This window comes from Sphingomonas sp. Ant20, from assembly GCF_000783375.1.
GTDB classification, from domain to species: Bacteria; Pseudomonadota; Alphaproteobacteria; order Sphingomonadales; family Sphingomonadaceae; genus Sphingomonas; species Sphingomonas aerolata.
Genome location: NZ_JRVI01000298.1, coordinates 10,001 through 35,619, shown reverse-complemented (window position 1 = coordinate 35,619; position 25,619 = coordinate 10,001). Strand labels below are relative to the sequence as shown.

The window sequence follows — 25,619 nt, the reverse complement described above, 5'->3', positions numbered from 1 at the left end:
TGGGTTATCCGCGCTCGACCGTGCGGACGATGACATCGGCATAGATGTCGGTCAGGCGGTACAGGTCCTCGACCGCAACCGCCTCGTCCACCTTGTGCATCGTCGCATTGATCAGCCCGAATTCGACCACCGGGCACAGCTTCGCCAGAAACCGCGCGTCGGACGTGCCGCCCGTCGTCGACAGGTCTGGGACGACCCCCGTCACCGCGATGATCGCGTTGGACACCAGCGTCGACAACGGCCCGGGTTCCGTCAGAAAGGCTTCACCCGACACGCGACCGGTGACGACCGCTGCTGGATCATGCCGTGCGGCCAGCGCGGCGATCCGGGCGATGAGCGCGTCGCCGCTATGCGTGTCGTTGAACCGGATGCTGAGCCGCGCCGACGCTGTGGCCGGGATGACGTTGTGCGCGGGATTGCCGACCGCGATATCGGTGACCTCGATGTTCGACGGCTGGAACCACGCATTGCCCTGGTCGAGCGCGACGGTCTCGATCTCGGCGAGGATCGCGACTAGCCGTGGGATGGGATTGTCGGCAAGGTGCGGATAGGCGACGTGACCCTGCCGCCCGGGGACGCTGATCCAGATATTGACCGAGCCGCGCCGGCCGATCTTGATCGTGTCACCAAGCACGGCGGTGGAGGTCGGTTCGCCGACGATGCAATGGTCGGGCCGGATGCCCCGTGACGCCATCCGGTCGATCAGCGCGCGCGTCCCGAAGGTAGCAGGGCCTTCCTCGTCCCCGGTGATGATCAGCGACACGGTGCCCGCGTCGGTCCGGCTGGCGGCCGCCGCAAAGGCGGCGATCGCGCCCTTCATGTCGACTGCGCCGCGCCCGTAGAGCAGGCCGTTGCGAACCTCCGCCGACCAGGGCGAGCCCTGCCACCCCTCGCCAGGGGGTACGACGTCGAGATGCCCTGCAAATGCCAGATGCGGCCCCGATCCAGTCCGGACCGCGAGCATGTTTTCCACCGGACCGTCGGGCGCTTCGCCGATCGTGAAGCGGTCGACGTCAAAGCCGATCGGAGTCAGCGCCGCCTCCAGCACGTCAAACACGCGGCCCCGCGCCGGCGTAATGCTGTCTTTGGCCAGCAGCGCCTGCGCCAGCGCCAGCGGATCGATCACCGCAGCGCGCTCGGCGCCGGCTGCTCATATTGTTCGATCACCCAATCCTCTTCCTGCGCGCCGGCGATCCAGTCCTGCATGAAGGGATGGTCGAACATCGCCTGCATATAGCCCTGCGCGAACCGGGCGATCGGCAGCTGATAGGTGACGATCCGCGTGACGACGGGCGCGTACATGATGTCGGCCGCGCCGAACGTACCGAACAGGAAATCGCCGCCGCCCCCAAAGCGCGCGCGCGCCTGAGCCCAGAGCTCCATGATCCTCTGAAGATCGACCAGGACATCGTCGTCGGGGCGCTGCGCCGGGAAGATCTGGCGGACGTTCATGCTGTGCTTCTTGCGTAACGCGGCAAAGCTCGAATGCATTTCGGCCGCCATCGAGCGGGCCATGGCGCGGGCCGCCTCGTCTTCGGGCCAGAAGCGGTCGCGACCCACCTTGTCCGCGAGATAGTCGACGATCGCCAGGCTGTCCCATACGACCGCCTCGCCATCCCACAGGATCGGCACCTTGCCCGACGAGGGGGCGAACTCATCGCCTTGGCGCCGCTTTTCCCATTCCGCATCGTAGAGCGGGACGACGACCTCGTCGAAGGGCAGCCCGGACTGCTTGCAGGCGAGCCAGCCGCGAAGCGACCAGGAGGAATAGGCCTTGTTGCCGATGACGAGTTTCATGGCCCGGGGACTAGCGGGCGGGAGCGGCGAGGGCAATCTCTGCCGCCCTCGCCGGATGCACGGGCGTCAGCTGACGGCTTCGACGACCGCCGCGCGCAGTTCGGGGATGCCCATGCCGTATTCACTCGACGTCACGAGGATGTCGGGATGCGCGGCGGGGCGCTTGCGGGCCTCGACCGCGGTGCGCTCGGTGACCTCGACGAGTTCCGACGCCTTGATCTTGTCCGCCTTGGTCAGCACCATGCGATAGCTGACCGCAGCCTTGTCGAGCATCTCGAGGATCTCGCGATCGACGTCCTTGATGCCGTGGCGCGAGTCGATCAGCACGAGTGCGCGCTTGAGCACGTCGCGGCCGCGCAGGAAGTCGTTGATCAGGAAGCGCCACTTCTTGACGACATCCTTGGGCGCCTTGGCAAAGCCGTAGCCCGGCATGTCGACAAGGCGGAAGGCGAGCGGCGCGCCGACCTCGAAGAAGTTCAGTTCCTGCGTGCGTCCGGGCGTGTTCGACGTACGCGCCATCGAATTGCGCCCGGTCAGCGCATTGAGCAATGATGACTTGCCGACGTTCGACCGCCCGGCAAACGCCACCTCCGGCACCGACGCATCGGGCAGGAATTCGAGCGTCGGCGCCGACTTCAGGAAGCCGACATGCCCGGCGAACAGCTTGCGCGCATGCTCGAGCTGCTCCGCGGTGAACGGCGCGTCGGTCTGCTCGAGATCGGGACCCAGGTTCGAGCCGGCGGTCGGAAGGTCGTTCACTTGGTCACCGGTGCTTGCAGGCCCGGATGTCGGGCGAGAGGAGCTTCTGCTGAAGGATCGTCAGGCAGTTCGACGTGATCCAGTAGACCTGAAGACCGACGGCGAACGGCGCCATCACGAACATCAGCACCCACGGCAGCAGCTTGAAGACCTGCTTCTGCGTGTCGTCCATCGGCGTCGGGTTCAGCTTGAACTGGAAGTACATGCTGATGCCGAGGATGATCGGGACGATGCCGATCGCGATCATGTGCGGCGGGGTGAACGGCAGCAGACCGAACAGGTTGAGCGGCGTCAGCGGATCGGGCGCGGACAGATCCTTGATCCATGCGACGAACGGCTGGTGACGCATTTCGATCGTCAGCATCAGCACCTTGTACAGCGCGTACATGATCGGGATCTGCAGCAGCGTCGGCGCGCAACCCGCGAGCGGGTTGACCTTCTCCGCCTTGTACAGCGCCATGACCTCCTGCTGCATGCGGACCTTGTCGTCCTTGTACTTCTCCTGCAGCGCCTTGGTCTTGGGCTGGACGGCGCGCATTGCGGCCATCGACTTGAACTGGCGCTGCGCGATCGGGAAGAGCAGGCCGCGGATCGTCACCGTCAGCAAAATGATCGCGACGCCGAAATTGCCGACCGTGCGGTACAGCCAGTCGAGATAATAGAAGATCGGCTTCTCGACGATCCGGAACCAGCCCCAGTCGATTGCATAATCGAGCTTGGCGACGCCGCCCGCCTGATCGGTATAGCGATCGAGCAGCCGGACCTCCTTCGCGCCCGCAAAGAAGCGCGACGTCTGGGTCACCGCTTGGCCGGGGGCGACGAGCTTGGGCTGCAGCGCGTAGTCCGCCTGATAGGCCTTGTTGGCGCCCGCGCGGAACTGGCCGTCAAACGCCTGGCCCTGGTCGGGAACGAGCGCGGTCAGCCAGTATTTGTCGGTGAAGCCAAGCCAGCCGCCGGTGGTCGAAAACTTCTGCGGAGCCTCGTCGATGTCCTTGTAGTTCGGACGGTAATGCGCGCCGCCATTGTCGACCGACATCGGCCCAACGTGGATCGTCATCGACGACGGATCCTTGGAGATGCCGACACGGTTGACGAGGCCATAGGTGGCAACGGGGACGGGCGCGGTGCCAGCGTTGAGCACGGTCTGGCGGACCGTGAACATGTAGTCGCCGTCGACCGCGATCTGGATGCGGAAGCGCTGGCCCGTGGCGTTGGTCGCATCGAGCGTGACCGGAGTCGTCGGCGTCAGCGTCGTCGCGCCCGACGCAGTCCAGACGGCGTCAGCGGCAGGCGGAGCAAGCCCCTGCGCGCGCCAGCCGAAGCTCGCGAAATAGGCGTCGGGTGCACCGGCCGGTGAAAGCAGACGGATCGGCGGAGAATCCTTCGCGACGGTTTCGTCATAGCCCTTGAGGACGAGATCATCGATCCGCGCACCCTTCAGGTTGATCGAGCCGGACACCCGCGGGGTTTCGATGCGGACGCGCGGCGTCTCGGCGATGACCGCGGCGCGATCGCGCACTGCGGCGGCCCCGTCGGCAGCCGGATCGGCGGCGGGGTTCGCGACGGGCTTGGTCTTGCCGCCTTCGATTTTCGTCACCGGTGGATTGGCCGTCGGGAAGAACTTGCCCTGGATCATCGGCCATCCGAACAGGATGAGCGCCGCGATAACCGCGAACAGCACGAAATTCTGCTTGTCGTCTTTCACAGGGCGGCGTCTTTCAATTTCTCAGGCTTCAGCTCTGGGACTGGGTCGGGTCCGTACCCGCCCCACGGATGGCAGCGCGCGATGCGCTTCGCCGCCAACCAGCCCCCCCTTGCGCGCGCCATAGCGCCCAACGGCCTCGATTGCATAGGCGGAACAGGAAGGATCGTAGCGACAGCTCGACGGCAGGACCAGTGAAGGACCGAGTTGCCAGCCGCGCGCGACGAGGATGAGGAGGCGGGCTAGCACGAAGCGGCCGGGACCAGTGTACCCCAAAACTGTTTCCCCGCGAAGGCGAGGATCCAGACTGGACTCCCGCGTTTGCGGGAGAACACGAAGCGTGGCAAGATCGCGCCTTCGGCACCGCGCCACTCCAAACCGCGGACCACCCCGGCGTAGGCCGGGGCCCAGTTGGGGGGCGCTAATGACGAGTGGCTGCGGTGCATTAAAGGGGCTTTCCCACCTGGCGCCGGCCTTCGCCGGGGTGGTGGTATCCACTGCAGCAGCAGCTGGTGCTTGCGGCGTGACCTTGCGGAACGCCTTGCCGAGCTCGGTCCGCAACAGCGCGTAATCACGCTCGATGCCGCCGTTGCGCCCGATCAGCACGTGATCGGCGCCAGCGACACCGCGTTCCGCCAACAGCTCACGCGCCAAAGCCCGCAACCGCCGTTTCATGCGGTTACGGACGACGGCGTTGCCAATCTTCTTGGTGACGGTGAAGCCGATTCGCATCGTCTCGTCACCGTCATCGCGGGCGCGCATGAGCAGGACGAATCCCGGCATCGGTGCGCGCTTCCCCGCATTCGCCGCGAGAAAATCGCGGCGTTTCGACATGATCGTCAGGCCAGCATCGCCGGCCGCGACGGTCAGGCCGACAGCTTCTTGCGACCGCGGGCGCGGCGGGCGTGGATCACTGCCCGGCCGCCGACCGTGGCCATCCGTGCGCGGAAGCCGTGACGGCGTGCACGTACCAGGTTGCTCGGCTGAAAGGTCCGCTTCATTGGTCATTCCCTAGGTCATCAAATAGAAAACGGCCGCCACGGGGACGGCCTTGATGGGTGGGCGCTTAGGCAAAGCGCGGTGACAAGTCAATTCACCCGCTCCGTCTTGGCCGAATCGATCGGCTGCGAAACCGCGGCGGCACGATCGCGCGCGTGCCGTCGCAACGCGCTGCGGCGGCGCATCATCCGGTCGACGAAATGGCCGCCCCGCGGCCAGCGGCGCTTGAGCCGGCCCCAGCGTCGCCGTGCCCGTGGCGAGTTGCGCAGTACCAGGACCATGCCGCCGGCAAACACGAAGACCCCCGCCGGCCCGGGCACCGGTGTCAGCAGAGGCGCGGCGAGGATCATCATCCCGCCGCACAGCAGCTGGACGAGGCGATAGGTCGAGGAGCGGACGGCGTTCACGCGAGGCATTTGGGACCGGTGTGTTAGGTTGGCAAGACGGCACCGTGCCGCCTGCCATTGCCCAAAGGCCAAATCCGGTATGAATAGGGCGTGACGGTGGCGATCCGCCATGACGAGCGACGCGGCGGGGGATTTTCATGGCGGCGATCGTGTCGACGGTGGCGTATCTCGGGCTGGAAGCGCGCGCGGTCGAAGTACAAGTCCAGCTGATTCCGGGACTTCCCGCGTTCAACCTCGTCGGACTGGCGGACAAGGCAGTAGGCGAGAGCCGCGAGCGGGTCCGCGGCGCGATCGCGGGGATGGGGCTGGCATTGCCGCCGAAACGGATCGCGGTGAACCTGTCGCCGGCTGATCTGCCGAAAGAAGGATCGCATTTCGATCTTCCTGTCGCGCTCGCATTGCTGGCGGCGATGGGGGTGATCGATGCCGAAATGCTTGCCGATTATGTCGTCGTCGGCGAGCTCGGCCTCGATGCGCGGATCACCGCGTCGCCCGGTGTCCTGCTCGCCGCGCTGCATGCGTCGAACGAGGGCAAGGGGCTGATCTGCCCGGCCTCGCAAGGATCGGAAGCGGCCTGGGCCGGGTCGATCGAGGTGGTTGCCGCGCCCGACCTGCTCGCGCTGATCAACCATTTCAAAGGCCATGGCCTGCTGCGCGCGCCCCAGCCTGGCGAGGTCGATGTCGCGCCGGCCGGGCCTGACCTTGCGCAGGTTCGCGGGCAGGAGACCGCCAAGCGCGCACTGGAGGTCGCTGCGGCGGGTGGGCACAATCTGCTGATGTGTGGTCCGCCGGGGTCGGGCAAATCGCTGATGGCGGCGTGCCTGCCGGGGATCCTGCCGCCACTCGACCCCGCCGAGGCGCTTGAAGTGTCGATGGTCCAGTCGGTCGCGGGCAGGTTGTCGGGGGGACGGCTGACCCGGACTCGGCCGTTCCGCAGCCCGCATCATTCGGCGTCGATGGCTGCGCTAACCGGGGGAGGGCTGAAGGTGAAGCCCGGGGAGGTCAGCCTGGCGCATCTGGGTGTGCTGTTCCTCGACGAATTGCCCGAGTTCCAGCGGGCGGTGCTCGATTCGCTGCGCCAGCCGCTCGAGACGGGAACGATCAGCGTCGCGCGCGCCAATGCGCATGTGACCTTCCCTGCGCGCGTCCAGCTGATCGCGGCGATGAATCCGTGTCGTTGCGGCCATCTCGGTGATGCCGGCCTTGCCTGTGCGCGGGCACCGCGCTGTGCCGCGGACTATCAGGCGAAGGTGTCCGGGCCGCTGCTCGACCGAATCGACCTGCACATCGACGTGGCAGCGGTCACGGCGGCAGATCTCGTCCTGCCCCAGGCCGGCGAGGGATCGGCAGCGGTGGCGGCGCGGGTGGCCGCCGCCCGCAGGGTACAGACGGAGCGCTATCGCGACCATCCCGTGCGGACGAATGCCGAGGCGGACGGCCCGTTGCTTGAATCGGTCGCTACCCCCGATGCGCCGGGACAGCGTCTGCTCGTACAGGCGGCAGAGGCGATGCGGCTGACCGCGCGGGGTTATACCAGAATACTGCGCGTCGCGCGAACGATTGCGGATCTGGCCGGCGCCGATCACGTGGCGCGTCTCCATGTCGCGGAAGCGCTGAGCTATCGCCGCCGTCCGCCAACCAATTGACTCATGTTTGTACATCTACAAGATACTTGATCCATGATAATAAAACAGTACTACTCATTCTGTTAATTGTTGTAGATTAACAATGACCTCACCGAGTTTGGAGTGAGGTGGCGTCGCGCCGATCCTCATGCCCGTCCGGCCCCGATAGAGCGCGGTAAGGAGCGACAGTGACATTTATCGACCCCGCCCCATTCCGGGCTGCAGCGGACGCGATTGCACCAGTCGAGACGGCGACCCGTGTGACGTGCGGTGCCTGTGGCACCGGCAGCATGCTCCCGTTCGATTTCACGATGGCGTTCCAGCCGATCGTCAACATCGCGACGGAGCGGGTCTGGGCCTATGAAGCGCTGGTTCGCGGCACCGACGGTGCGGGCGCGGGGGCGATCCTCGACAGGGTGTCGGGGGACATGATCTACGGGTTCGATCAGGCTTGCCGTGTGCGCGCGGTGGAGATGGCTGGCGCGCTGTTCACGCCGGGCGAGGACGTGAAGCTGTCGATCAATTTCATGCCGAACGCGGTCTATGAACCCAATGCCTGTATCCGGGCGACGCTGGGGGCAGCGGCGCGGGTCGGCTTCGACAAGCGCAACCTGATGTTCGAATTCACCGAGAACGAACGCATGCGCGACGTGCCGCATGTACGGCGGATCATCGAGGCGTACCGTGCGCAAGGGTTCGTGACCGCGATCGACGATTTCGGCGCGGGCTATGCGGGGCTGGGGCTGCTCGCCGAACTCAATCCCGATGTCATCAAGATCGACATGGCGTTGATCCGCGGGATCGACGGGTCCGCCGTGAAGCGGTCGATCGTCGCTGCGGTAATCGCATTGTGCGATGAACTTGGCATCATCCCGATCGCCGAGGGGATCGAGACTTCGGGCGAACTGGCGGCGTTGCGCGCGCTCGGGGTACGGTTGTGCCAGGGCTACCTGATCGCGCGTCCCGCGATTGCGCGCCTTCCGGTCCCCTTCGCGGATGCCGCAGAGGTGGTCCACGCCTGACGGTCCGGTGCGGCCCGGGCGCGGTACCGGGCTGCGCCGATCCGCGTCGCCGCGGCGATGTCGTGACCGCCGGCGGAACGTCGCTGCGCACGGCGGGTTTAGCCGGCGTAACGATCAATATGATCCAGGGGGATTTGCGGTGACCATCTCGGATGTCCGTGCGACGCAACTCGCACGTCTCGGCTTCGCCGCGCGCGGGCTGGTTTATTGTCTGGTGGCCTGGTTTGCGGTCGATGCCGCAATGCGCGGCGGGACGATCGCCGACAATCAGGGTGCGATCGGATCGCTGGCGGACGAGCAGCTAGGCGCCGTCCTGCTGGCCGTCATTGCCGCGGGTCTGCTCGGCTATGCGGTGTGGCGGCTGACCGAAGCGATCGCCGATCCGGAGCAGATCATGCGCGACGCCAAGGGCGCCTTGACCCGGATCGGGCACGTCGTCAGCGGGATCGCTCACCTCATCCTTGCCTGGAGTGCGGCACGTCTCGCCTGGCAACCACGGACTGGCGGCGGCGGGCAGTCCCCGGGTGACGAGAGCGCCCGCGACTGGACAGGCTGGCTGCTTTCGGTGCCGTTCGGCCGCGTGCTGGTTGCCTTAGTCGCAATCGGCATCCTCACCGCGGCTGTGATGCAGGCGAAGAAGGCCTGGAAGGGCGATTTCGTCAAGGACCTGCACAATGACGGCTCGCTGCCTTCCTATGTCTGCACGATGGGGCGGCTGGGATATGGAGCCCGCGCGGTCGTCTTCACGATCATCGCGGGCTTTTTTCGCGGTCGCGGCATGGCAGGCGCATGCGACCGAAGCCGGCGGCATGGCGGACGCGCTGGCGATGCTGCAGGACCAGCCGGGGGGCAAATGGTTGTTGGCCGCGACGGGCGTCGGGCTGGGATTGTTCGGCGTCTACAGCTTTGTCGAAGCGCGCTTTCGCCGCGTTCAGGTTCGTCTGCCGGGCTGAAGATCGCGGCCTAAGGCGCGGGAATAGCGTGCGATCTCATTCGTTCGCTTGTGCACGTGACACATCGCGGGCAGGTTATGCCGATGAAACGCCTCCTGCCGCTGCTGCTGCTCACCGTCTCGGCCACTCCCGCCGCCATCGCCGCTGATCCACGGCCGCCCATCCTGTCGCCGGACCGGATCAAGGCGGACGTCAAGACACTGAGCGCGGATGCATTCCACGGGCGCGGGCCTACCCAAGCGGGTGAGGCAGTCACGCTCGAATTCCTCGAGCGACGCTTCAAGCAACTCGGGCTGAAACCCATTGCCGGCGCCAGCTATCGGCAGCGTGTGCCCCTGCTGCGCTGGACCCGCGATGCCGCAACCTTCACGCTGCATCTCGGCGATCAGTCGGTGCCATTACGGCCGGGGATCGAGATCGCGGCATCGTCGCGGATCGTCGGCACGACCGCGCTCGATCATGGCGATATCGTTTTTGTCGGCTATGGCGTGGTCGAACCGAAGCTCGGCTATAATCCGTATCGCGGCGTCGATGTGCGCGGCAAGATCGTCGTCGCCCTGGCCGGCGATCCCGATGTCGAGGCGGGACGCGACTTGGGATTTGGGGGACGGGCCTCAAGTCCGGCCGCACGGACCAAGCTCAGCGAGGCGCAGAAGCGCGGCGCAGCGGCGTTCCTGACGATCCACGAGACGTTTCCGGCCAGCTATCCCTGGCTACAGATCGCGAACGGCGACGCGGTACCGGGCTATGCGCTCGACACCGGGACGGTGCCTGCGGCGTTCGGACTGCGCGGCAACCTGCGCAACGACATCGGAATCCGTCTGCTGCGGCAGGCGGGGCTGGGTTATGCCGCGGCGAAGGCTGCCGCACAGCGCGCCGATTTCGCTGCGATCATATTGAAGGGTGCGACCCTGTCGGCGCGTGTTCAAACGCGGATGGAACATGTCGCGAGCCACAATGTCGTCGGCGTTCTTCCGGGCACCGATCCCGCGGCGGGCAGCATTCTCTATGGCGCGCATTGGGATGCCTATGGGGAGAACGCGTTCGATCCGCCCGCGGACCGGATCCGCAACGGCGCGATCGACAACGGGACCGGCACCGCGACGCTGCTCGAGATCGCGCACGCTTATGCGGGCGCCGCCCGGCCGCGGCGTTCGGTCGTGTTCGCGCTGTGGACTGCGGAAGAGAAGGGGCTGCTTGGTGCAAGCTGGTACGCCGACCACCCGGTCCTGCCGCTCGCGACGACCGCGGCACAGTTCAATCTCGACCCGCATGTCGTGCTGGGGCGAACCCGCGATCTCGAACTGATCGGCGTCGGGCGAACGCCGATGGAGCGTGACCTCACGCGGGTTGCGGCGGCGCAGGGGCTGCGGATCGTGCCCGAGGAGAATACCGAGGCGGGCTGGTATTACCGCTCGGACCATTATGCGCTGGCGCAGAAGGGCGTGCCGGGAGTGTATTTCCGCGCGGGCCGCGATCTGGTGACGGGCGGGGCGAAGGCGGGCGAGGCGATGCGCGATCGGTTCAACGCACGATGCTATCACCAGACCTGCGACGAATTCGATGCACGCTGGGACATGACCGGCGCCGCGCAGGAGGGCAGCGTCGCCTATGCGCTAGGCCGCGAGGTCGCCGAGGGGACGGCATGGCCGGTCTGGAACGCGTCCGAGCCGTTCGCAGCGGAGCGCGACACAACTCGGGCGGCGCGCAAATGACGGGCACGGCCGCGCCCAGGCCGAAGGGGGCGTTGCGCCCTGCGATATTCGGCGAGGCGGCGGGAAATATCGCGTCGTCCGGGCTTTATTCAGGCTAGGGCGATATTGCCCGTGCGACGCAGGATGCGATCGCTATAGGGACGCTATGCAAAGCCTTTCAAAGACAAAGACGAACGCCCCCTGGTTCGGCACGATGCTGAGCGGTGCCGCGGTGGTGGCCCTGTTGCTCCCGGTCGACGCCGTTTCGGCCCGAGCGGCGCAGGAGCAGCTGGTGCTGCCGCAACTGTTCCAGACCCAGCCGCAAAGGCCCGTCGCCCCATCGAACCCGCCGGCCAGCCAGCCTGCGCTTCCGGCGCAGGCGATGACGCCGCGCATGGCGGTGCCGCCAGTGGTGCCTACCGTTCGTATGCCGGTGCTGTCCGTTGCCCAGGTCAAGCAGCTGCAGAAGCTGCTAGCGTCGGACACGATGGGGCAGGGGCTTGCGTTCGCGCGGCCGTCGCTTGTGCTCGACGTCGACAACGACACATTGGTTCGCGAAGCGCTGGACCACGCCCGCGCGGTGCATGCCGGGCGCTTGTCCGAAGCCGACTTCCAGCGGGACTGGGGCATGCGCCCGCCCGCCTTCGATCCGCTGCCGGGCTTTGCCGATGCGGTGAAGCGTGACCGGATCGCCGCGTGGTTCGCCGCGTTGCCGCCGCCCTATTCAGGGTATGACGGGCTCAAGGCCGGGCTCGAGCGCTATCGCGCGATCGCGGCGGCGGGCGGTTGGTCGGTGCTGGCGAGTGGGCCGGACATGACGATCGGCGCGACGGGCCCACGCGTGACCGCGCTGCGCCAGCGCCTCGCGGTCGAGGACAAGGACGTATCGGCCGGCGGCGACCGGTTCGACGCCGCGCTGCTCGAGGGGGTACGTCGCGCGCAGCGGCGCTACGGGCTCAACCCGAGCGGGATCGTGTCGGGGCAGACGCTGGGCGCGCTGAACGTCTCGGCGACCGATCGCGTCCGCCAGATCATGGCGAACATGGAACGCTGGCGCTGGCTGCCGCAGGAACTGCCCAAGGATCGCATTCAGGTGAATATCGCCGCCGCGGTCCTGACGGTATTCGACGGCGACCGGCCGATCACGTCGATGCGCGCGGTCACCGGGCGACCGGGTGACGAGACGCCGATGCTGACCTCGACGATTCACAGCGTCGTGATCAATCCGCCCTGGAACGTCCCGACGTCGATCGCGACACGCGAGCTCTGGCCGAAGGAAAAGGCCAATCCGGGATACCTGAAGCGCAACGGCTTCAAGGTGATCGGCGGCACGCGGCTGCAGCAGGCCGCTGGTACGCAGAGCGCGCTGGGGCGGTACAAGTTCGATTTCGACAATCCCTATTCGGTGTATCTGCACGACACCCCGTCACGCGCGAAGTTTGCGAGCTTCAGCCGTCTGGCGAGTCATGGGTGCGTCCGGCTCGAAAAGCCCGCCGAGCTTGCCAACCTCCTGCTGGCGGGTGATCCGCAATGGACCCCCGAGACGGTCGCGGCGACGGTCGATAAGGGCGCTACGGTGCGGGCGCGGCTTAGCAAGCCCGTATCGGTCTATCTCCTCTATTGGACGGCATTCGCCAGTGGTAACGGCCAGATGAACTTCCGCGCGGATCCCTATAGCTGGGATTCGACACTGGCCTCCAAGATCGAGGCACGGTCGGCGGCGCAGGCGATGGCAGCACGATGAGGGACATGACCATGACGACGAAGGCATATGCGATCCGCTTCGCGCTCGGCGCGAGCCTGTTGGCGACCGCGCTCGGCGGCTGTTCCCCGTCCGAGCCGGACACCGCACCCGTGACCGAAAACAGCGCGTATGAGGACGAGGCCCCCGCCGAGGCCGAGGCGCCGGCGGTGGTCGAGGAAGCGCCTGCGCCCGCCCCTGCAGAGGTGAAAGCCGAGGCCCCGCCCGCTCCGGAAATCGGGCCGGACGTTCAGATGCAGGACGATGCCGATGCGACCGGCATGACTGCGCGCGTCCGCCGCGACGGCAGCATCGCGAGCGAACCCGCCGATGACGTGCCCGCCACGAACGAGATGGAGCCGCAGTGAGGCCGATGCCGACCGGCGCCTATCAGCGCCGTATCCCGGCCGTGCTGGCGGCGCTGGCCACGCTGGTTCTGCCCATGTCGTCTGCGGTATCGACGGCGTCGCCCGCCGGCGTGGCGAGCCGCGCCGCGCCGGTTCCGCTGGCGGCGATTCCCGGGACGGCAATGGCGGTTCCGGCTTTGGCGGAACCGGTGCTCGCCGCGCCATCGCCGGCGGCGGCGCGGACGTGTCGGCCATCCTGATCGATGCGCGCGATGGCCGGGTATTATATGCGCAAGGGGCCAATCTGGTCCGTCGACCCGCGTCGCTGACCAAGATGATGACGTTGTTCCTGGCGTTCGACGCGCTCGACGCGAACAAGCTGCAGCTGTCCGACACCGTCAAATTCTCGCGGGCCGCGGCGAACCAGCCGCCGTCACGGCTCGGTCTGCGACCCGGTGCCGGGCTGACCGTCGGCGAAGCCATCCGGGCGATCGCGGTGAGTTCGGCCAATGACGTGGCGGTAGCGCTTTCCGAAAAACTGGGTGGCAGCGAAGCCGGCTTCGCGCGGCGGATGACCGCAAAGGCGCGGACGCTCGGCATGCGGCGGACGTCGTTCACCAACGTCACCGGATTGCCCGGCGCCAATCTCACGACCGCGACCGACATGGCCATGTTGTCCAGGGCACTGATCGACCAGCATGCGGATCGCTATGCCTATTTCAGCACCCGGTCGTTTCGCTGGGCTGGACGGCAGTTGCAGAACCACAATCACATGCTCGGCGCCTTTGACGGGCTCGACGGCATCAAGACCGGCTATACGGTCGAGGCGGGGTTCAATCTGGCGGCATCGGCCAAGCGCGGCAACCGCCGACTGATCGCCGTCGTCCTGGGAGAGCGAACCGCGCGCTCACGCGATCGGCTCGTCGCACAGATTCTCGAGCGCGGGTTCAACGGCGGCGAGGGCGCCCCGAGCTAATCTGTTGCGGCTCAAGCCAGGGCACCCCGTACGCCACGGCGCACGGGGTGCCTGATTGGCGCGGGGGCGTCAGGTGCGTTCGATCAACTCGATCTCGGCCTCGACCTCGATCTCTTCATCTTCGCCGCCGTGCGTGCCGTCATCCTCTGGGATGATCAGGTCGACGGTCCAGTCATAGACCTTCTCGCGGTTTTCGCCCTGTACCCAGACGCGCACAGCGCCCTTGGTGATTTCTCCACCCATCTGCCCGACGAAGTCGGAGATGAGCGTCTCGGCGGCATCCTCGTGATCGGTCGCGCCGGAGATGCACGCGGACTGCATCTCCTCTTCGAAGTCGATCAACTGTGCCCAATATTGTTTCGCCATGTGTCGGTCCTGTTCGTGGGGCGCTGCGTGCGCCGGGGTCAGCGTGCGATACCGCCCGCCGGGGTCGAGACCGGAGCGATTTGCCCCGACGCGGGCAGCAAGGCCAGCGCCGTCTTGTAGCAATCCTCGATATGCGCGTTGCCGACCAGCTTCATCGCCCCGAAGCTGATCGTGGCGGCAAAGGCTGAACCGACGAACGGTACATATTTGGCAAGCGATCCCGCCGCGACCCGCGCACCGACGCGCCGCAGCAGCGCCGCTACGACCCGCTTGGTGACCATGCGCCCGATCACGTTATTGCCCATGCTCGACGCCATCACCAGAACCTGCTGCGCGAGATGCGGCTCGAGCTTTTGCACCTGCTCGTGATCGAGCTGGAACATTTCGCTGATCTTCGGCAGCAGGGTCGTCAACAGGCCGACATCCGCGACCAGGTCGACGCCCGGAATCGGTACGACTGCGGCGCCCGCCGACATCAAGGATCGCCGGGTGACAAGCGACCGGCTTTCGGCGCGGACCCGCTCCAGATCTTCGAGCCGTGTAATCATCGATGTCGATCTTTCCAAATGGTTGAATTGCGGCGCGATACCACACGCTTTGAAACTGCGCGACGTCGCCTGTTCGCTGCCGGATGCAGGCTGCCGTGCCGGGCCGGTGCGGAGATATAACCAACTTGGCATATTCAATTGACCGGTTGAGGTGGATGTCGGACTATAGGATCGCATTTGGGGCCGTCGGCACGCACGACTGACGGGGCGGTGCGCGAAGTCACATCGACGCGCGCCTCGACGTTCCGGGGAGGGAGCAAGCCGTGGATTTCTCGGATTTCGAGCCGCATGCCGGTGGCGGGGTGACTGCGGAGGAACGCGCGGTGCGGCTCGGCCCAAGCCTGTCGGGCACCAATCTCGAACGGGCCGGCGACTATAACCAGCGCGTCGTGCTTCAGGTGATCCGTCGAAACCCGGACATCACCCGGACCGAGATCGCGACGATGACCAACCTCACCGCGCCAACGATCGCGAATATCACCGGGCGCCTGTTCGAGGCCGATCTCATCGTCGATGCCGGGCGCGCAAGGGCGGACGCGGCCAGCCGGCGGTGCGATTGCGGATCAACCCCGATGGATGCTTTGCGATCGGGCTGAACATCGACCGTGATCACGTCACGCTCGTATCGCTCGATCTGGCGGGGCAGGTCCGGTCCCGGTTCACACAGCAGATCGCGTTCGCGATGCCCGACGACATCATTGGTATCGTCGGCAAGGAGATCGCGGAAATCCGGCGATCGGACGTGCTGCGCGCCGATCGCATCCTCGGCGTCGGCGTGGCACTGCCCGACGATCTGGGGCAGGTGGCGTTGCCGCATCGTCCGGCGGGCTATGAATGCTGGGGTGCTGTCGACTTCCAGGCGCTGCTCGCCGGTGTCGTTCCCTGGTCGGTCCATATCGATAATGACGCGGCGGCGGCGGCGATCGGCGAGGCGCAGTCCGGTGGCGGGCTCGACCATGCGAGCTTCTTCTACATTCTGGTCAGCGCAGGGCTTGGGGGCGGGGGTCGTCATCGACGGATCCTATTATCGCGGCGCCGACGCCCGCAGCGGGGAGCTCGGCTTTCTGCCGCTGGCGGGCATGCCGGGACAGGTGCTTCAGGACGTGGTGTCCTTGTCCGCGCTCGCCGCGCGGCTTGAACAGGCTGGCTTGACCACGCCGTTCGACCCGGCGCTGGACGTTGCCGAACAGTTCGGCGCGACACTTGATGCATGGGTCGACGAGTGCGCGAGCGCGCTCGTGCCCGCGTTGACCGCCGTCAACTGCCTGATCAATCCGGCCGCGGTGCTGATCGGCGGACGCCTGCCCGATACGGTGCTAGACCGACTGGCGTCGGAAACGACGCGCAAGCTGATCGCGGCGGCGCCGACGATCCCGGCGCGTGCACCGATCCGGCGCGCCACACTATCGCGCGATGCGCCCGCCGTGGGCGCTGCGATCCTGCCGTTTCTCGACCGGATCCTGCCGTCGGACGCCATCCTGATTAAGGGCTGATTGTTAAAGCAAATTGACTTTATCTTTCTCGCGGGCAGGGTGCCTCCAAACCAAAGTCAGAGAGAGATGCAGTGATCCAGATCGGTATCGATGTCGGCGGCACGAAGATCGAGGCAGCGGCCCTTGACGCCGACGGCCAGTTCCTCGCCCGCGTGCGCAGCCCGAACCCGGGAAATTACGACGACGCCATCGGGACGATCGGCGAGCTGATCGCTCGCGCCGAGAGCGAGGCGGGCGCCATGGGCTCGATCGGGGTCGGTACGCCCGGATCGATCAGTCCGCGCGACGGGCTGATGCGCAACTCGAACGCCACCTTCCTCAACGGCCGCGCCTTTCGCGAGGATCTGGAGACTGCGCTGGGCCGTCAGGTCCGGATGGCCAATGACGCGAATTGCATGGCACTGTCCGAAGCGGTCGATGGTGCGGCAGCGGGAGCGCGGTCCGCCTTTGCGGTGATCGTCGGGACCGGCGTCGGAGGCGGGCTGGTCGTCGACGGGCACATCGTCGAGGGCGCGAACGGCATGGGCGGCGAATGGGGCCATGTCCCGCTTCCGTGGATGACCGCGGCGGAATATCCCGGTCCGTCATGCTGGTGCGGACAAAACGGGTGTCTCGACATGCTGATATCGGGGACCGGTTTCCGGCAGGACCATGCCGCGCGGTCGGGGAAGATGCTCGACGGCGCCGCGATCGTCGAGGCCGCGCGACACGGCGAAGCCGACGCGGTCGCATCGCTCGACACCTATGTCGATCGGCTCGGACGCGCGCTGGCGATGATCGCCAATATCGTCGACCCGGACGTCTTCGTGTTCGGCGGCGGCATGTCGAATGTCGAGGCGATCTACGCCCGGCTTCCCGCGGTGATCGATCGCTACAGCTTCGGTGGCGACTGGAAGGGGCAGGTGGTGCCGGCCCGTTGGGGTGATTCCTCGGGCGTGCGCGGCGCAGCGCGGTTGTGGCCGCGCTGAGCCTCCTGCGTCGGAGCCCGCGAGGCGCCTAGCCGGCTGACCGGCGGTGGGCCGTCATCCGGCTAGGGTGCGGTTAAATAGAGCGATGACCGCGTTCAGCGTCTGGGCGAACAGGGCGGGATCATAGCGTGGTCCCTCGTCACGCAAAAAACGCGTGCTGGCCGTTGACCTCTAGCCAGCCATAAGTGGCACCGACCGCCTCCAGTCGCGCGCGGATCGTCTCGCGCGCGGCAAACGGGACATGCGGGTCCTGCCGCCCCCAGATGAACAGCGTTTCCGCCTTCAGCTCTGCCATGCGCGCCAGACTATCATCCTGCTTGCCCGCACCGAGCGTTCCGCCGTGGATGTCGGTCGCGTAGAAGCATGCAGCCGCTGCAACGCGGGGATCGAGTGCGGCGCGATAGGCGAGATGTCCCCCCAGGCAGACGCCCATCGTCGCAAGCCGCCCGGTACAGGCGGGATGCGCAGCAAGGCCGTCGAGCGCTGCGACCGCATCCGCGTCGAAGGCGTGAACCGGTTTCGTGACCTTCAGCGCGTTGCCGCGATCGGTGCCGGCCACGTCGTAGCGCAGCACCGTCCCGGGTCGCTCATACTCATGATAGACCTCGGGCACCGCGACGCAAAAGCCGTGACCGGCGACATAGGCAGCAAGCCGGCGGATCGGGTCCGTAACCTGGTAGATCTCCGAGAACAGCAGAACCCCGGGATAGCGCCCCTCGACCGCGGGACGGAACAGGTGCGTGCGCATGACGCCGCCTGGTGACGGCATGGCATCATCCGAAGGAGTGCCGCTGGCGATCCGAGGGATATCGATGAATTCGTCGCTGCGGATGATCATGGGGTAGGGGGCTGTCCTGCGGGGGAATGGGGAATGGTCAGCACGCTTTGTGCGCCGACCGGCTCGGCGCTTCTGACGTCGAAGCTGCCACCGAGCTGGCGCGCTAGCGTAGTGGCGATCTTCAGGCCGAGACTCGTCGAGCCGCGCGTGTCGAATCCCTCGGGCAGTCCGGCGCCGTCGTCGGTCACGCAAAGCTGCAACCCGGTGGCGGTCTGGACGAGATCGACCCGGATGCTGCCATGATCGCGTCCCACCAGCCCATGCTCGATCGCGTTGGCGATCGCCTCCGCCATGATCAGCGCAACGGGGATCAGCGCGTCGGGGGGGAGCATGACGCCGGGCGGCGCGGAAACCGAGTGGACGATACCGGGATTGCCGCCCGCCTCGATCACGTCGGCAGTCAGTTGGTGCAGGAACTGGTCGAGCGCGATCAGCGATCCGCTGGTATCGTAGAGCTGCCGCTGGATCCGGCCGATCAGCGTGATCTTGGTCGCTGCATTGTCGAGCGCGAGAGCCGCGGCGGGGTCGGCGATACCGCGCTTCTGCAACGCCAGGACGGCCCCGATCATCTGGAGGTTATTCGATACGCGGTGCTGCAATTCGCGGAACAGCACCTCTGTCCGATCAGCCAGCAGCCCGCTGCGCAGCGCAAGGTCGGCGTTGCGTTCGCGCTCGTCGCGCAGCTGGTGATTGGCCTGCTGCATCCAGTGGACCAGCGCGATGTCGACGGCAGCAACAGCAGCATAGAAGAGCAGTGCCACCGCGGTATCGACGCCGAGTGTGAACCCTTGGCGTGGCGCGATGAAATAATACCAGGCCAGCACACCGCACAGCAGCGCAGCCGCCGAACCGGGACCGCGCCCGAGCAGGAAGGACGAGATGATGACCGCCGGGAAGAAGGTCAGGAACGGAAAACCGGGCGGCAGCAGGTGATCGACGCCGATCCGGATCGCGCAGGCAGCGATGGAGAGGGCGACCGCAACGCCGTACGCGATGGCGCGGCGATCCCATAGCAGCGGCAGACGTTCGAGGAAACGGAGTGGGGTGGCGGTCACACGGGTGTCGTAACAGTGTAGCCCGCCGCTTCCAAATCTTGGATGCGGCGGGTGACACTCTGCGCGGCGATCAACGGGGTTTGACGAACTTGAGCGTCATCCGGTCGCTTTCGCCGATCGCGGCATAGCGCGCGCGGCCAACATCGCCCTCGGCGTAATTGGGCGGCAGGGTCCACACGCCCTTGGGATAGTCATGCGTATCCTTCGGGTTCGCATTCACCGCGCTCTCGCCTGCCAGCTTGAATCCTGCCTTGGTGGCATAGGCGATGACCGAAGACCGCTTCATATAGCCGCTCTTGCCTTCCTCGATCTTGCCCGACGCTTCGGGCAGATGGTGTTCGACAAGGCCAAGCGTGCCGCCGGGCTTGAGCATCGCGAACATCTGCTCGAACGCGGCCTGGGTCTGATCGGCGGCCCCGAACCGCCAGTTGTGCACGTTGCGGAAGGTCAGCACGACGTCCGCCGAGCCTGCGGGAACGGTCGGCTGGCCAGCGACTGCCGGGAACATGGCATAGCGCAGCGCGCGATAGGCTTCGGGCATCGCCTGGCGCTTGGCCCGGACAGCTGCGAGACCCTTCTCGCTCGGCGCAGCGGCATAAAGCGTGCCGCGGGCCGCGAGATAGGGCGCAAGGATCTCGGTATACCAGCCGCCGCTGGGCCAGATCTCGACGACCGTGTCACCAGGCTTCACACCGAAAAACGCCAGCGTCTGGGCGGGGTGGCGGAAAGCGTCGCGCGCGATCGTCGCGGGCGTTCGCGTCCCGGCTTTGGTCGCCGCGACGAGAGCGGCGCTCGGCGCGGGATCGGGTGCGGCATACGCCGCTGTGGCGGCCGACAGGCCGGCAGCGATAACCAAGGCAAGGCGCGTCATAGGACCTCCAGTCAGAAGCCAGCAACATAGCGCCCTAATCTGACGGGCCGCAACCCGCCTACAGTCTCGGTTTCCCCTGACCATTTGCGAGAGCTCGCAGCGGCCAGCTGATAAGGTTTGAAGTGAAGATGCGCCGGGCCGACGAGACTTTCGCCGGCCCGGCCTCGGCATCAGTCCGCGCGGGGCTGAGCCGGCGTGAACCCGCCATCCTCGTCCATCACGCGTAGAATGCCGTCGTCGATCGCAAACACCGCGCCGCGGATCTCGAGATCGCCGGCAGCCTCTGCATCGCGGACGAACGGGAAGGTCCGCAGATTTTCAATCGCGTCCGAACGGCAGCCTGCTCCATCGCCTCGCGAGCCTCTTCAGACTTCAGATCGGCATGATCCTTGGCGACGGACTCGCGTGCGCCATCGAGCAGATGCACCCAGTCACTGATGAAGCCACCCTGGCCGCGCTCTGCCTTGTCGAACGTGCCTGCGAGCGCCGCCTTGCAGCCGCCGCACTGGCCATGGCCGAGTACGACGATCTCGCCGACCTTGAGCTGCGTGACCGCAAATTCCACCGCGGCAGAAACGCCGTGATAGCCGCCGCCCGTCTCGAACGGCGGAACGAGGTTGGCGACGTTGCGGACGACGAACATCTCACCAGGCAACGTGTCGAAGATCTGCGCGGGTTCGACCCGGCTGTCCGAACAGGCGATCACCATGACGCGCGGTTCCTGTCCGACTTTCAATTTCTCCCAACGGTCATGCTGGCGGCGCCAGTCGGCGTCCGAAACCGCTGGTATCCATCTACAAGATCGGCAAAATCAGTCATTGTGTATCGTCTCCCGGGATACGGCCAAAACGGCCAATTTCAGAAACCCCTTGTCATGCGAGCGGTTCCCCGGGAAGCCCGCAACACTGCCGATCCTGCGATAGGGCGAGCGATCTGCCCCGCGAGTGGCGCAGGTACGGGGGAATCGTAGGCACGCCCCCCGCACGGAGGAATTGCGCGACCATGGGGTTGGTCAGGCCCTATGCCATGGGCAGGGGCTCCGGCGCCATGGACAGGGCGCTGCCGCGCGCAGCATTGCGCTACGAGGATATTTTGCGCTCGCCTGATCAGCGCTTTCGCTGGGGCTGGTAGCGACACCCGCCGCGCACAAACCGCATGGCTCAGTGGACGCCGCAAACATCCTATATTGGTACGGAGTGTTGCCCTTATTCGGGGTTCGCCAACGGATACCTCGCGAGCCTAAGCGAGTATTAGATCCGCTGCGGTCGATCTTGGCGTCAGTTGCCGGGGTCATGATGCGCTAGCGCCTGTCAGTAAGCGTGGGCGAGTCCCTCGACGGGCAAAGGAATGTGTCTTCGGCTCGCGACTGACACCATCTTCCGAAACGTGGAGTATCTTGGCAAATTGATGCGCTGACGCGTCTTGCCTTGTCGAACGGACTTGGCCCGGGTCTCGCTGGGGTCAGGTCCGCAGCCACGAGGCAACCGCCGGACTGGAATGCGTCCCTCCCAGAATTGGTAATAAAAAGGTAATTTTCGCATTAGATTCGGAAAATGAATTTGATATAGGTAGCGGCGCCTAGACATCGACCTGGCTACCAAAAGAATACCGGGCGATTCGCGGGATTTACGGGTGCAGGCATGGGCTGCATCGGGATGGCGCGATGGCGCCTATGAAAAGGGGCTTTGACCAATGGTTTTTCCTAAGCAGATGTTGCTCGCATCCACCGGCGTGGTCGCCAGCGCGATCGCCGGGCTGATCGCGCCTGCGGGTGCACAGACCGCGTCGTCGTCGGCCCCGCCAGCCGCCGCCGAGCAGCCCGCATCCGCGCAGACACCCCCCACGCAGGCCGCCCCCTCGGGAGACGCGGACAGCGACATCGTCGTCACCGGTATCCGCGGCAGCCTGCGCAGCGCGATCGCGGTCAAGCGCGAGGCCAATGCCGTGGTCGACGTGATTAGCGCCGAAGCGATCGGCAAGTTTCCCGACCGCAACGTCGCTGAATCGCTGTCGCACATCCCGGGCGTGAGCATCGATCGGCGCTTCGGCGAGGGCGAGAAGGTCGCCATCCTTGGTACCGATCCCGCGCTGAACCGGATGCTGCTCGACGGTCATGCGCTCGCGTCGGCGGATTGGGGCGGCAACGACAATGACCCGTCGAGCCGCACCTTCAACTATTCGTTGCTCGCGCCCGAACTCGTCGACCGGCTGGAGGTGTACAAGTCGCCCGAGCCGCGGATCGAGGAGGGTAGCCTTGGCGGCACCGTCATCGTCCGCACCCGCCGGCCGCTCGAGCTCAAGGCCAATTCGATTTTCGCGTCGGGCGGCTATTCGTACAACGACCGTTCGGACAAGGGCAATGTCCGCGGCTCGGGGCTGTACAGCTGGAAAAACGATGCGGAGACGTTCGGTGTGTTGGTCGCCGCGACCTATGACAAGCAGAGCCTGACGCGCGCCGGCGTGGAATTCTTCGGCTATGACAATGCCGCGGCGAATGCGGACGGCACCTATAACAGCCCGTTCGTCAACCGCGCGCAGGACGGCACGCTCAGCCTGAAGAGCCCGGGTGCGACCATCACCGGCGGAACAATTGCGGATCTCTACAAGGCCGCTTCGCCGTTCGGCATCAACTATGCCTATTTCCAGCAGACGCGCGAGCGCAAGAGCGTGTCCGGCACCGTGCAGTACCGCCCCAGCTCGGAGCTGACGCTGACGCTCAACGGCCTGCACATCAACGGCAATTACGACAATTACAGCCAGTCGATGTACACCATTCCCGGGGCCTGGACGGGTAACGTGCTGCAGTCGGCCAATATCAGCAACGGGGTCGTCAACGCCGCGACCTTCGGTGCTGCCACGAGCCAGAGCGCGCAGCTCGACACGCTCGTCCGCAAGACCAAGCTGACCACCGATAATCTGAACCTGTTCGCGGATTGGGAAGGCGATGACGGCGCCAAGGTGTCGTTCGCGGGTGGCTGGAGCCGGGCGAGGGGCGGGCGCAATCCCGAATATCTGTTCAACGTGCAGACCAGACTGCCGTTCAGCTATGCCTTCACCAACGATACGGCGACGGTCAACTTCACCGGCGACCCGACCAACCCTGCAAACTACTTCACCAACCCGAACAACAATCCCGCACAGATCGAGGGCAGCCCGGTGCTGGTCGGCGGCGCGCAGTTGAACGCCGCGCAGATCGGCGGACTCGATTATAGCGTGACGACCGATCGCGACATCTTCGGCGGCTATGATGCGACGATCCCGGTTTCGTTCGGGCCGTTCACGCAGCTGATGCTCGGCGCGCGCGTCACCGACCATGTCAACCGCATCGACGGCCGCGGCATCAACACCTATCTCACCACGTCCCAGCTCGCATCGCAGCTCAACGTGCCGACTGCGTCGACCCCGGACGGCACATTCAGCGGCAGCGGCGGGTTGGGCAACGCGACTCAGTATCTGAACCTGTCCGAACAGTCGGTGATCGACATCCTGGCGAATGCGATCAATTCGCCGCTGATCCGCAAGATCGGCGCGTCAACCCGGGTCAAGGAAACCGTCGCGGCGAGCTATGCGCAGCTCAATTTCGAGCAGAGCGGCTTTCGCGGCAATATCGGCGGCCGGCTGGTCTATACCAAGGACGTGTCGGACTATGCGCTGACGCTGTCGACCGCGGCCAACCCCAACCCCGTGCCGACCCCGACGACGACATCGACCGACTATCTGAAGTTCCTGCCGAGTTTCAATATTGCCTATGAGGCGAGTTCGTCGCTTATCTTCCGCGGTGCGGTCGCCAAGGTGATCTCGCGGCCACGCTATCAGGATCTGGCGGCATCGATCTCGCAAAACGATACGACGCGCGATGCGGGTGGCGGCAATCCCAATCTGAAGCCGTATGAGTCGACCAATTACGAGCTGACCGCGGAATTCTACCCGCGTCCGGGCAGCCTGCTCGCGGTCGAGGCCTTCCGTCGCGACATCAGCAACTACATCATCACGACCCGGACCGAGGGGGTGACGCTGTTCAATTCGCTGACCGGGCGGCTGGAGAACAATTACAGCGTTTCGCAGCCGATCAACGGCGGCAAGGCGAAGGTGAACGGGATCCTCGTTTCCGGGCAGAGCGAGATCTGGGGCGGGTTCGGGCTCCAAGCGAATTATACCTATCAGGACAGCACGACCTCCTCGACCGACGCGTCGGGCGCCGATCTCAACCTTCCCTATCTGTCGAAGCACACCGTCAACGTGATCCCCTATTTCGAAAGCGGACCGTTCCAGGCGCGGTTGAGCTACAATTACCGGACGAAGTATTTCCGCACGATTGGCCGTCTCGGCTCGCGCGAAATGGTCGCCGCGTATAACCAGCTCGATCTGTCGGCAGGGTTCAATCTGACCAAGCAGGTCACGCTGTCGCTCAACGCGCAGAACCTGCTCGACGAGACCTATCGCCAGTATAACGCGACGCCCGATCGGCCCACGGCCTTCTACAAGAACGGGCGGACCTATGTCGCGTCGCTGTCCTTCCGGCTGTAGGTCTGGCGGCCGCTAGATAGGCCGCGCCTAGTCTCGCTCGCCCGGAGACCGCCTGTCTGCAGACGGCTCTGTGGCGAGCGGGCGTTCATGGCTTAACGGGGTGGCGTGGCGCGCCGGAGCGGCAACCCCGCCTTTGCTGGACCTCTATGAAGAAGCCGACCGCCACCCGGGTCGCTATTTAGCCAAGGGCCGCACGATCGCCGGACGTGCCAGGCTCTTTGGACAGTTGGAGATAGGCGGGGTCGAACGCGGCCAGATCGACCAGCGCCGGCCAGTCGTGGATCGTCAGGCGTCGGGCCTCGAGCGACAGCAAGCCGTCACGGCGCAGCTCTTGAAGCGCACGATTGGTGTGGATGGACGTCAGCGCACAGGCATCCCCCAGATGAAACTGGGTCAACGGCAGCGCACAGCTGCCGTCCTGCACCAGCCCAACCCGGTCCATTCGCAGATATAGCTCGCACAACAGATGTGCGATTCGCTGTTTGGCACTGCGTTGCCCGACATTGAGCGTCCAGGCGCGCTGGATCGCGGCGGCGGTCAGCGATTCCCACCACAGGGCCTGCGTCAGGGGCGGGTGGTCGATGGCAAGCACGGCTAGCATCGGGGCATCGACCACCGCAACGCGTGCAGGGGTGATCGCGGCGATCGTCTGGTCCATCCCCGCCAGCAGGAAGACGTCGAAGTCACAGACATCGCCCGGGAGATAAAAGGCGACGATCCGACGGCGCCCATCGACGAGCATCGTGTAGCGGCACGCCCAGCCGTCAAGCAGGACATGGATCCCGCTTGGCTGCATCCCCCGGTCGAGCAACACCGTCCGACCGGAAATCGGCCCGGCCTTGGCCGCAAGCAACGTGTTAAGCGCGACCTCCTCCGCAGTCGACAGGGGATGCCGGTCGCGCAGCTTCTGGACGAGCTTGTCCGCCGCGGG

23 protein-coding genes and 5 pseudogenes (1 of these 28 cut by a window edge) are annotated in these 25,619 nt (G+C 65.9%); 13 read left to right on the top strand and 15 right to left on the bottom strand.

The window, feature by feature from the left end:
• Window positions 1-4: 4 nt before the first annotated feature.
• From dapE to NI18_RS21175, 8 genes and pseudogenes are all read right to left on the bottom strand, one after another.
• A complete protein-coding gene (gene dapE, locus NI18_RS21200) occupies window positions 5-1,126 on the bottom strand; it encodes a succinyl-diaminopimelate desuccinylase (protein WP_037533315.1) in 1,122 nt (373 codons plus the stop codon).
• On the bottom strand, window positions 1,123-1,797 hold the full coding sequence (locus NI18_RS21195; protein WP_031393802.1) for a glutathione S-transferase: 675 nt from the start codon (window positions 1,795-1,797) through the stop codon (window positions 1,123-1,125). Before NI18_RS21195 ends, dapE begins: the two co-directional genes overlap by 4 nt.
• A 66-nt stretch (window positions 1,798-1,863) precedes the next feature.
• Entirely contained in the window at window positions 1,864-2,526 is a 663-nt protein-coding gene (yihA, locus tag NI18_RS21190) for a ribosome biogenesis GTP-binding protein YihA/YsxC (RefSeq protein ID WP_031393803.1), read from the bottom strand.
• 26 nt (window positions 2,527-2,552) lie between these two features.
• Window positions 2,553-4,261, bottom strand: a pseudogene (yidC, locus tag NI18_RS21185) (membrane protein insertase YidC).
• Window positions 4,258-4,507 (bottom strand): annotated as a pseudogene (gene yidD, locus NI18_RS23915) (membrane protein insertion efficiency factor YidD). Before yidD ends, yidC begins: the two co-directional pseudogenes overlap by 4 nt.
• A 336-nt stretch (window positions 4,508-4,843) precedes the next feature.
• Window positions 4,844-5,041: pseudogene (rnpA, locus tag NI18_RS27610) on the bottom strand (ribonuclease P protein component); the annotation flags it as partial.
• 83 nt (window positions 5,042-5,124) lie between these two features.
• Window positions 5,125-5,259 (bottom strand): 50S ribosomal protein L34, encoded by a 135-nt coding sequence (rpmH, locus tag NI18_RS23905; RefSeq protein WP_031393806.1) that lies wholly within the window; start codon window positions 5,257-5,259, stop codon window positions 5,125-5,127.
• Between the two features lie 87 nt (window positions 5,260-5,346).
• The gene (locus tag NI18_RS21175) at window positions 5,347-5,664 is read right to left on the bottom strand and encodes a hypothetical protein (protein ID WP_235188444.1); all 318 of its coding nucleotides are present in this window, start codon (window positions 5,662-5,664) and stop codon (window positions 5,347-5,349) included.
• Between the two features lie 137 nt (window positions 5,665-5,801).
• Between NI18_RS21175 and NI18_RS21170 the strand changes: the two genes are divergently transcribed.
• From NI18_RS21170 to NI18_RS21135, 8 genes are all read left to right on the top strand, one after another.
• Window positions 5,802-7,310, top strand: a complete 1,509-nt coding sequence (locus tag NI18_RS21170) for a YifB family Mg chelatase-like AAA ATPase (RefSeq protein WP_037533309.1) — start codon at window positions 5,802-5,804, stop codon at window positions 7,308-7,310.
• A 167-nt stretch (window positions 7,311-7,477) separates the two neighbouring features.
• Window positions 7,478-8,311, top strand: coding sequence for an EAL domain-containing protein (locus NI18_RS21165; protein ID WP_342211144.1), 834 nt, complete (start codon window positions 7,478-7,480; stop codon window positions 8,309-8,311).
• Between the two features lie 139 nt (window positions 8,312-8,450).
• The gene (locus NI18_RS21160; protein ID WP_052149414.1) at window positions 8,451-9,278 is read left to right on the top strand and encodes a DUF1206 domain-containing protein; all 828 of its coding nucleotides are present in this window, start codon (window positions 8,451-8,453) and stop codon (window positions 9,276-9,278) included.
• Between the two features lie 69 nt (window positions 9,279-9,347).
• Window positions 9,348-10,979: a M28 family peptidase gene (locus NI18_RS21155; protein WP_037533334.1), complete on the top strand. Its 1,632-nt coding sequence runs from the start codon at window positions 9,348-9,350 to the stop codon at window positions 10,977-10,979.
• Between the two features lie 145 nt (window positions 10,980-11,124).
• Complete coding sequence (locus NI18_RS21150; protein WP_037533306.1) at window positions 11,125-12,702, top strand: L,D-transpeptidase family protein; 1,578 nt, start codon at window positions 11,125-11,127, stop codon at window positions 12,700-12,702.
• Between the two features lie 11 nt (window positions 12,703-12,713).
• Window positions 12,714-13,067: a hypothetical protein gene (locus NI18_RS21145; RefSeq protein WP_084215397.1), complete on the top strand. Its 354-nt coding sequence runs from the start codon at window positions 12,714-12,716 to the stop codon at window positions 13,065-13,067.
• Complete coding sequence (locus NI18_RS27605; RefSeq protein ID WP_306286583.1) at window positions 13,064-13,306, top strand: hypothetical protein; 243 nt, start codon at window positions 13,064-13,066, stop codon at window positions 13,304-13,306. Before NI18_RS21145 ends, NI18_RS27605 begins: the two co-directional genes overlap by 4 nt.
• Window positions 13,291-14,022, top strand: a complete 732-nt coding sequence (locus tag NI18_RS21135) for a D-alanyl-D-alanine carboxypeptidase family protein (protein WP_306286582.1) — start codon at window positions 13,291-13,293, stop codon at window positions 14,020-14,022. The genes NI18_RS27605 and NI18_RS21135 overlap by 16 nt, the downstream gene beginning before the upstream one ends.
• A gap of 69 nt (window positions 14,023-14,091) precedes the next feature.
• On the opposite strand, the gene NI18_RS21130 is transcribed toward NI18_RS21135, so the two are convergent.
• Together NI18_RS21130 and NI18_RS21125 are read right to left on the bottom strand one after the other, a co-directional pair.
• Window positions 14,092-14,388, bottom strand: coding sequence for a hypothetical protein (locus tag NI18_RS21130; RefSeq protein WP_031393817.1), 297 nt, complete (start codon window positions 14,386-14,388; stop codon window positions 14,092-14,094).
• A gap of 38 nt (window positions 14,389-14,426) precedes the next feature.
• Complete coding sequence (locus tag NI18_RS21125; protein ID WP_052149412.1) at window positions 14,427-14,936, bottom strand: DUF697 domain-containing protein; 510 nt, start codon at window positions 14,934-14,936, stop codon at window positions 14,427-14,429.
• Window positions 14,937-15,199: 263 nt separating this feature from the next.
• Here NI18_RS21125 and NI18_RS27600 point away from each other — a divergent pair, with 263 nt between their 5' ends.
• From NI18_RS27600 to NI18_RS21115, 4 genes and pseudogenes are all read left to right on the top strand, one after another.
• A complete protein-coding gene (locus NI18_RS27600; protein WP_306286581.1) occupies window positions 15,200-15,532 on the top strand; it encodes a winged helix-turn-helix domain-containing protein in 333 nt (110 codons plus the stop codon).
• Window positions 15,487-15,879: pseudogene (locus NI18_RS27595) on the top strand (sugar kinase); the annotation flags it as partial. The gene NI18_RS27600 and the pseudogene NI18_RS27595, both read left to right, overlap by 46 nt.
• Window positions 15,767-16,429 (top strand): ROK family protein, encoded by a 663-nt coding sequence (locus tag NI18_RS27590; protein ID WP_347574899.1) that lies wholly within the window; start codon window positions 15,767-15,769, stop codon window positions 16,427-16,429. The pseudogene NI18_RS27595 and the gene NI18_RS27590, both read left to right, overlap by 113 nt.
• Before the next feature lie 71 nt (window positions 16,430-16,500).
• Window positions 16,501-17,397 (top strand): ROK family protein, encoded by an 897-nt coding sequence (locus NI18_RS21115; RefSeq protein ID WP_031440373.1) that lies wholly within the window; start codon window positions 16,501-16,503, stop codon window positions 17,395-17,397.
• Between the two features lie 139 nt (window positions 17,398-17,536).
• Here NI18_RS21115 and NI18_RS21110 read toward each other — a convergent pair whose 3' ends face one another.
• The 4 genes and pseudogenes from NI18_RS21110 to NI18_RS21095 all read right to left on the bottom strand — a co-directional run bounded on the left by NI18_RS21110 (window position 17,537) and on the right by NI18_RS21095 (window position 20,980).
• A complete protein-coding gene (locus NI18_RS21110) occupies window positions 17,537-18,145 on the bottom strand; it encodes a dienelactone hydrolase family protein (RefSeq protein WP_306286580.1) in 609 nt (202 codons plus the stop codon).
• A gap of 86 nt (window positions 18,146-18,231) precedes the next feature.
• Entirely contained in the window at window positions 18,232-19,290 is a 1,059-nt protein-coding gene (locus NI18_RS21105) for a DUF4118 domain-containing protein (RefSeq protein ID WP_037533299.1), read from the bottom strand.
• A gap of 70 nt (window positions 19,291-19,360) precedes the next feature.
• Entirely contained in the window at window positions 19,361-20,161 is an 801-nt protein-coding gene (locus tag NI18_RS21100) for a methyltransferase domain-containing protein (RefSeq protein ID WP_037533296.1), read from the bottom strand.
• Window positions 20,162-20,331: 170 nt separating this feature from the next.
• A pseudogene (locus NI18_RS21095) lies at window positions 20,332-20,980 on the bottom strand (carbonic anhydrase).
• 873 nt (window positions 20,981-21,853) lie between these two features.
• Between NI18_RS21095 and NI18_RS21090 the strand changes: the two are divergent.
• Window positions 21,854-24,688: a TonB-dependent receptor gene (locus NI18_RS21090; RefSeq protein WP_306286579.1), complete on the top strand. Its 2,835-nt coding sequence runs from the start codon at window positions 21,854-21,856 to the stop codon at window positions 24,686-24,688.
• Between the two features lie 178 nt (window positions 24,689-24,866).
• Here NI18_RS21090 and NI18_RS21085 read toward each other — a convergent pair whose 3' ends face one another.
• On the bottom strand, window positions 24,867-25,619 hold the 3' portion of the coding sequence (locus NI18_RS21085) for a Crp/Fnr family transcriptional regulator (protein WP_052149411.1). The gene runs 72 nt beyond the window's last position; 753 of the gene's 825 nt are visible here — the last part of the coding sequence; the start codon falls outside the window, past its right edge; the stop codon is at window positions 24,867-24,869.